This is a genomic window from Lacrimispora algidixylanolytica (genome assembly GCF_003609635.1).
GTDB classification, from domain to species: Bacteria; Bacillota; Clostridia; order Lachnospirales; family Lachnospiraceae; genus Lacrimispora; species Lacrimispora algidixylanolytica.
In genome coordinates, this window is sequence record NZ_MCIA01000030.1 from 245,241 (window position 1) to 251,833 (window position 6,593).

The following is a 6,593-nucleotide window of genomic DNA, read 5'->3' on the forward strand; positions in this document are numbered from 1 at the left end:
TATGAGTCCTTATTTTCTATCGTTTTCCTCTTTCCTCATCAATATCCGAAAGTACGCTGTGTTCTTTTATATAATCCATGATTTCTTCTGCTCTGGTAAATGCTAGTGCCACATAACTGTCTGCCGCTCCATAATAGATGGCGATTCTTCCATCGTTTGGATCGCAGATTGTAGCACATGGAAAGCAGACATTGGGAACAAACCCCCGTTCCTCATACCATGCTTCTGGAGTGAGTAAGAAGTTTTCACACCTGTATTTGACAATAGACGGATTATCAAGATCCAAAATAGCTCCGCCGATGCTGTAAACATACCCATTGCAGGTACCAGATACTCCATGGTAAAACAACAGCCAACCTTCGTCGGTCTCAATGGGGGCAGCTCCCCCTCCGATCTTTAAGGACTCCCACCACGCACTCCCTTTCCCCATGACATGGCGGTGTTTGCCCCAGTAAACCAGATCAGGGCTTTCACTTAAAAAGATATCTCCAAAAGGAGTGTGTCCGCTGTCACTCGGACGGGAAAGCATCATGAAATTACCATTGATTTTTCTGGGGAAAAGCACTGCATTTCTATTAAATGGAAGGAACGGATTTTCCAGTCTCACAAAGGTTTTAAAATCCTGTGTCTTTGCCATACCAATAGCAGCTCCGTAAAAATCCTGGCACCAGATGATATAATAGGTATCCTCTACTTTCACAAGCCTTGGATCATAGGCGTATCTGGGCATGAATTCATTGCCCTCCTCATCAACAAACCGGATCTTCTCCTGTTCAAACTCCCACTTGATCCCATCTTTACTCTCTCCCAGATAAATATAGGGAATCCCATTATTTTGCTCTCCCCGGAACACACCGATAAAGCCGTCTTCATAGGGAATTACAGCAGAATTAAAAATTCTTGCCACATGATTCATTGGATTTCTCCCAATAATGGGGTTTTCCGTATAACGCCAGATAGGGGCTCCCGTGGATTTTCCTGCCGGTTCCTGCCATGGCATCGCTTTAATTTCAGATGTATATAGTTTCATGTTTCTCCTCCTACCCTTTTACTGCTCCCTGAGTCAGTCCACTGTATATTTGTTTCTGGCAGAATATAAATACAACCAATGCCGGTAACAAGGTGATAATGACACCTGCGCAAATATAGTTATACTGGCTGCCAAGTGGTCCTGTAAATTTATACAGGGAAGTGGCTACTGTGACCAGCCGGTTCTTATCCTGAAGATATAAATTTGCCATATAGTATTCGTTATACGTTCCGACGCCTTTTAATATCATTACCGTTATGATAGCCGGTTTTAAAAGCGGCATTAATACCCGGAAAAATACACCGAAATAAGTACAGCCATCCATGATTGCCGACTCATCAAGGGATACCGGTATGTTTTCAAAAAATTGAATGAAAATGTAAATAGAAATTACATCGGTTCCCATCATTAAAATAATGTACCCTGTCAATGTATTGATCAAATGAAATTCATACATCAACTGATAAACCGATACCTGCATGGCGATTCCTGGTAGCATGGCTGCAAAGAGAAACAAATTTCTTATGAGTCCATTGAAAAGAAACTTGAAGCGACTCAATATGTAAGCCAGCATGGAACCTGTCAGTACAGAACCAAGCAGTACGAATACCAGAATCAAAAGAGAATTTCGAAAAGCCGTTGCCATGTTTGCTTTATTCCATGCTTGAATAAAGTTCCCTACATAGAGCCAATTATTTGGAAGCGTCATTACATTGGTAGAGGCATATTCTTTTTCTGTTTTACATGCAGTTATGACACATACCACCACAGGAGTCACGGAGGCTAAAGCACCTGCCATAAGAGTCAGGTATTGAAAGGCCCGCCATAATACCTTCTTTGTTTTGCTATGATTCACAGGACTCCCTCCTTTTCTGGCATCACTTGTCTGTTCTTCCTCCTCTTCCTATCCCTCCAGGACTCCTCTTCTCCCTCACCGAAGAAATACTTGAAAATAAGTTTCTGAATTAGGGTTGCCACTAGAATGATCACAAGTAAGATCACAGCCATGGCAGAAGCGAGACCTACCTTTTGATTCTCATGAGCCAGTTTGTTCATGACTACAAAATAAGTTGCAGTCCCAAAACTTCCGTTTGTTATGACATAAGGCGGTTCAAATGCGCTTAAGGAACCGGTGATCGATAAGATCATATTCAGAATAATAATGGTCTTAATGCTAGGAAAAACAATATAGCGGAATTTATTCCATTCATTTGCTCCATCTATGGCTGCGGCCTCATACATGGTAGAATCTACTGACATGATGGCTCCGATAAATAAAACCATATTCTGGCCCATATACCTCCATACCGAAGTAGCCGCTATGGAAATATTATTGATACGCGTATCCTTTAGCCAGTAAGGCAATTGATCCTGGGTAAAACCACACCATGCAAGAACCGTATCCAAAACAAAACCTCTGGTGTAGAAAAATTTAAAGATAAAGCCCACTGCGATCCCACAGATCAGAAATGGAAAGAACATAAACCCCTTAAATAAATTCCCTCCTCGGATATTAGTACTAAGTACCGAAGCAAAATAAAGGGCGAGGGACATCTGGATAAAGGATGCCCCTATGTAGTAAAGGCTCAGCCTCAATGCCTTAAAGCAGTCATCTCTTTGAAACACAGCCACATAATTTTGTATTCCTACAAATTCCCTTTTCCCAATGTACTTCATATCAAAAAAACTAAATCCCATCATTTTCACAAAAGGAATATAGGTAAATATCAAAAGCAGGAATAAGGGTACAAACATAAACGTAAAGATGACAAGCAGGCGGTTTACTTTCCCCTTTTGGAGCCATTTCGCCACATGGGATGCCATTTTCAATCTCTCACCCAAAACTATCTCCTCCTACTTGATTGCTCCAAATTTTTTCTGGGAAGCCGTCCATCTGGAATTCCGATCAGCCATAAGCTCATCAAGAGTCGGTGTACCAGTTGTGGCCGCTTCCAGGATTTTAGAAACTCCCTCCGGGGATACATTAATTCCTACCTCAGAGTCATTGTTGATATCATTGTACAGGGTCTCTTCTCCATCGGGCGCTGGATTATCAATGACCAGTTTCACACCATCAAACATTTTGTAAACGTCTGGATACTTTTCCCCCAAGCAAACGGGTATTCCCCCCTGGTCATAAGAAAAATCGGATTCTTCCGTAAGCCATTTGACGTAAAGCATGGAAGCAATCTGGTTATCCTGGCTGCTGTTAACATTTACGCCGTAATTGTAATCGGGGGAAGCGGAAACATATTGTTTTCCATCCACTGTAATAGGAAATGGCATATATCCGATATCTTCTCCATGATCTCCAGCTAACTGCATCTGTACTACAGACCAGGAACCCAGAGCCATAGTTGCGATCTTTCCATTGTTCATCAGTCCCTTGCTCCCCTCCCAGTCCGTTGTGGTCGGATCTTCCTCTGTAAGTCCTTTTGCCACTGCCTCATATAAAACGTAATAAACAGCATAAGGGCCTGTCATATCCGCCCGCTTTTCAAATGGATTTGCGCTGTGAATCAGCCCTTTATTGGCATAGTCCGGATCTCCCGTGGCAGATCCCGTGATATAGGCATCCCAGGCTGTCATAGTCCAGTTTGCCGCAAAGTTTGTATACAGTGGAATGGCATCCGTATTATCCTTGATTTTTTGCAGAGCAGCCAGAAACTCATCCGGTGTTTTTGGAATCTCCGTGATTCCAGCATCTTTAAAAACTTTCTTGTTGTATACGATTCCCTGAACATTCCCTGCGGATGGAATTCCATAGACAACATTTTTATAAGAAAAATTATTCAACATGATGTACTTCTTTTCCAGTTCTGTTTTGTCGCCATAAGGAACGAAATAATTTTTAAGCTCGTTCTTATCTAACTGCATGGGAACCATACAGATATCTCCCCAGTCTCCTGTTGTAAGTCTGGTAATGATATCATCGGCATAACTGGTGATTCCCTCGTATGTAATGGTTACACCTGGGTACATCTTCTGGAATTCTTTCACATACTCCTGAAAGGTCGTATCCACCAGATCCGTTTTGTGAGTGATAAATCTTAAATCTGCTTTAATATCCGTGTAATCTTCTCCCACCTTCAAATCAGTAAATTTCGGGACTTCAGCCGCCACTTTTTCTTCTTTCCCTGCCTCTGTTGCTGTTACCTTTGTGCCCCCGCAACCAGCCAGGGAAGCTGCCATAATTGCCGCCAGCCCTGCCGCTCCAAATCTTCTCCAAAACTTCATCATGCATCCTCCTTTTTATTTAATCCTTTTAAGTTCAGGATTATTTTTAATTAATATGTTTTAAGTTATTTTAAGTATATTTTAAACTTAATCAAAAATCATCGGCCATTCTTGCAACTTATCATAGGTCCTTGTATATTTTTATGCACTTATTCTTTTATATATCATTTATTTTAGTTTTTTTGTGTATATTGTTTTATTTTATAAGGTTTTTAACTTTTTATCTTTATCAAGCATAACCTTATTTTATTTTTTTAGCTTTAATTATATATTTATTTATGCTAAAATATTATCATATTAATAAAAAAGAGGTGCGAATTGGAATTCAATAAACTTTTTTTAACTCATTTATTAAGTGATAGCAAGCTAACTCCTTCCCTTAATATTATCCAGTGTCTTCCAAATGAATATTTAGTGAAACCGGAGTTAGAAGATTCCTTCCTCTCCCTTCTTGCATCCGGGTATATTAAAAGTTGTTACCCTTACCGTTACGAAACTGCAGATCTTCCCTGTCTTTGCATCCTGTATACGGTATCAGGAAGCGGTGTATTTGAAACTGAGGATAGGAAGCTTTGCCTGACTCCTGAAACCTTTCTATTTATAGATGGTTCCATGCGACATAAAATTTCCACAGAAAAAAACAGCTGGAATTTTTACCAGCTGTTTTTAGAGACATCCAAAAGCCTATTCTATTTAAAAGAGTTTCATAATAAATTCGGCGATATGACCACACTCTCTACCACACCTTACATTCTTTCTCTTTTTCGCCGTCTCACAGAAATTCCTGAGGTCTTAAACAGGGACAACCTGATCATCAACCATCGACTGCTTACAGATCTTCTTACGGCTTCCATATTAACACCAACCGCATCCCAGGCGGATTTGGCACCTAATTATTTAAGAGAGATGAAGAAAACAATGGACAGACGGTATGCCTCTCCCCATAGCCTCACTCAATTTGAGGAAGAACTGGGTATCAGCAAATACCGGCTGTCCAGAGAATTTCATACTTTATATCAGGTGCCACCTTTGCAGTATCTTAACAGACGAAGAATTGAAGAAGCAAAAAGACTGCTTGAAGACCCGTCTATTGCCGTATATGAGGCAGGAAGGCTGGTGGGCATTGATAACACAACCCACTTTATCCGATTGTTTCGGAAATACACAGGGACTACCCCCTCCCATTACAGGAATTCTCTCCCAACCTAAATTTCCGACACACTTTTTTTCTTCACCAATCCCCCCGCTACGATTTGAATGCCAGAGATATAAGACTCCTTTTTAATTTTACTTACCAGGTTGCACACTGCTAATTCTGCCATTCTATCTTTTCTCACATCATAGCTGGTAATGGGAACCTTCACGACCTTATCCCATTCACAATTATCAAATCCAACAACTGATATATCCTCAGGCACCAGATAACCAGCTTCTCTTAGCCCATTAATTAACACATCTGCCGTATAATCGCTGCTGCAAGCAAATGCGGTGGGCATCTCTTGTGGCAATGGAATGGTCTCATAGGCTTTATGGTCTCCTGATAAGCTTCTATCCTGAATGACCCATTCCTGCATAAATGGAATGTCCTGTTCCATAAGAGCTTTCCGGTATCCGAAGTACCGGTCCGTTATACTGCTGGTGGACATAGGCGTCCCTACGAAAGCAATCTTTTTATGACCGCATTTGATCAGGTAATCCGTAAGCAGATACATCCCATAAAAACCATCAGATATCACGCAGTCGTAATCCTGGTTCGCTTCATAAAAATCCATAAACGTGACCGGTACATGAGGATTTCCCCATAAAAAGCTAGTATATTCCTTATTGGACTGGCCAATTAATATAACACCATCCACCTTGCCGTCTAAAATCATCTTTGGCATGGTAAGTGCGGCTTCCTCCTCCTGGTTAACGATTTCTAGTATGCAGTAATACCCTCTTTCGGAAGCAGAAGTCACTACAAGCTGATACATGTTCCAGTAAAAAGAATTAACCCTATCTAAAAATCCGGATGGAATGAGGATTCCCAGATTACCCGTTCCACTGGCCCGTTCCTTTTTTTGAGTGGTAACCATCTGGTACCCAAGCTGGGATGCAACTTCTTTTATTTTCGTTCTCATATCTTCACTGACACCGCTTCTATCAGACATCGCCTTCGAGACGGTAACGGTGCTTACACCCACAATTTTGGCTATATGGGACAATGTAACTGCCTTTGACATAGTCTCCCCCTATATTTTAAGTTAATATAAGTATATTTTAACCTAAATATTTTGTCAATGTAAACTTAACAGACAAAGCTTACATAAAAGTGACTCTTGTTACA

Annotated in this window: 6 protein-coding genes; 1 reads left to right on the top strand and 5 read right to left on the bottom strand. The window is 40.9% G+C overall.

Annotated elements, in window-relative coordinates:
- Positions 1 to 16: 16 nt before the first annotated feature.
- The 4 genes from BET01_RS15060 to BET01_RS15075 are packed head-to-tail and all read right to left on the bottom strand — an operon-like array spanning position 17 to position 4,270.
- Complete coding sequence (locus BET01_RS15060) at positions 17 to 1,030, bottom strand: glycoside hydrolase family 130 protein (protein WP_120197621.1); 1,014 nt, start codon at positions 1,028 to 1,030, stop codon at positions 17 to 19.
- A 10-nt stretch (positions 1,031 to 1,040) separates the two neighbouring features.
- Positions 1,041 to 1,886: a carbohydrate ABC transporter permease gene (locus BET01_RS15065; RefSeq protein WP_120197622.1), complete on the bottom strand. Its 846-nt coding sequence runs from the start codon at positions 1,884 to 1,886 to the stop codon at positions 1,041 to 1,043.
- Entirely contained in the window at positions 1,883 to 2,854 is a 972-nt protein-coding gene (locus BET01_RS15070; RefSeq protein WP_120197643.1) for a carbohydrate ABC transporter permease, read from the bottom strand. Before BET01_RS15070 ends, BET01_RS15065 begins: the two co-directional genes overlap by 4 nt.
- Before the next feature lie 30 nt (positions 2,855 to 2,884).
- Positions 2,885 to 4,270, bottom strand: a complete 1,386-nt coding sequence (locus BET01_RS15075; RefSeq protein ID WP_330512985.1) for an ABC transporter substrate-binding protein — start codon at positions 4,268 to 4,270, stop codon at positions 2,885 to 2,887.
- A gap of 315 nt (positions 4,271 to 4,585) precedes the next feature.
- On the opposite strand from BET01_RS15075, the gene BET01_RS15080 reads away from it, so the two are divergent.
- Positions 4,586 to 5,476, top strand: coding sequence for an AraC family transcriptional regulator (locus tag BET01_RS15080; RefSeq protein ID WP_120197624.1), 891 nt, complete (start codon positions 4,586 to 4,588; stop codon positions 5,474 to 5,476).
- On the opposite strand, the gene BET01_RS15085 is transcribed toward BET01_RS15080, so the two are convergent.
- Positions 5,473 to 6,489, bottom strand: coding sequence for a LacI family DNA-binding transcriptional regulator (locus tag BET01_RS15085; protein ID WP_120197625.1), 1,017 nt, complete (start codon positions 6,487 to 6,489; stop codon positions 5,473 to 5,475). The genes BET01_RS15080 and BET01_RS15085 overlap by 4 nt on opposite strands.
- Between the last annotated feature and the right edge of the window lie 104 nt (positions 6,490 to 6,593).

Excerpts from the sequence above, each read along its gene's own strand:
- BET01_RS15060 (WP_120197621.1), bottom strand. The coding sequence starts at position 1,030 with ATGAAACTATATACATCTGAAATTAAAGCGATGCCATGGCAGGAACCG.
- BET01_RS15075 (WP_330512985.1), bottom strand. The coding sequence starts at position 4,270 with ATGATGAAGTTTTGGAGAAGATTTGGAGCGGCAGGGCTGGCGGCAATT.
- BET01_RS15070 (WP_120197643.1), bottom strand. The coding sequence starts at position 2,854 with ATGGCATCCCATGTGGCGAAATGGCTCCAAAAGGGGAAAGTAAACCGC.
- BET01_RS15085 (WP_120197625.1), bottom strand. The coding sequence starts at position 6,489 with ATGTCAAAGGCAGTTACATTGTCCCATATAGCCAAAATTGTGGGTGTA.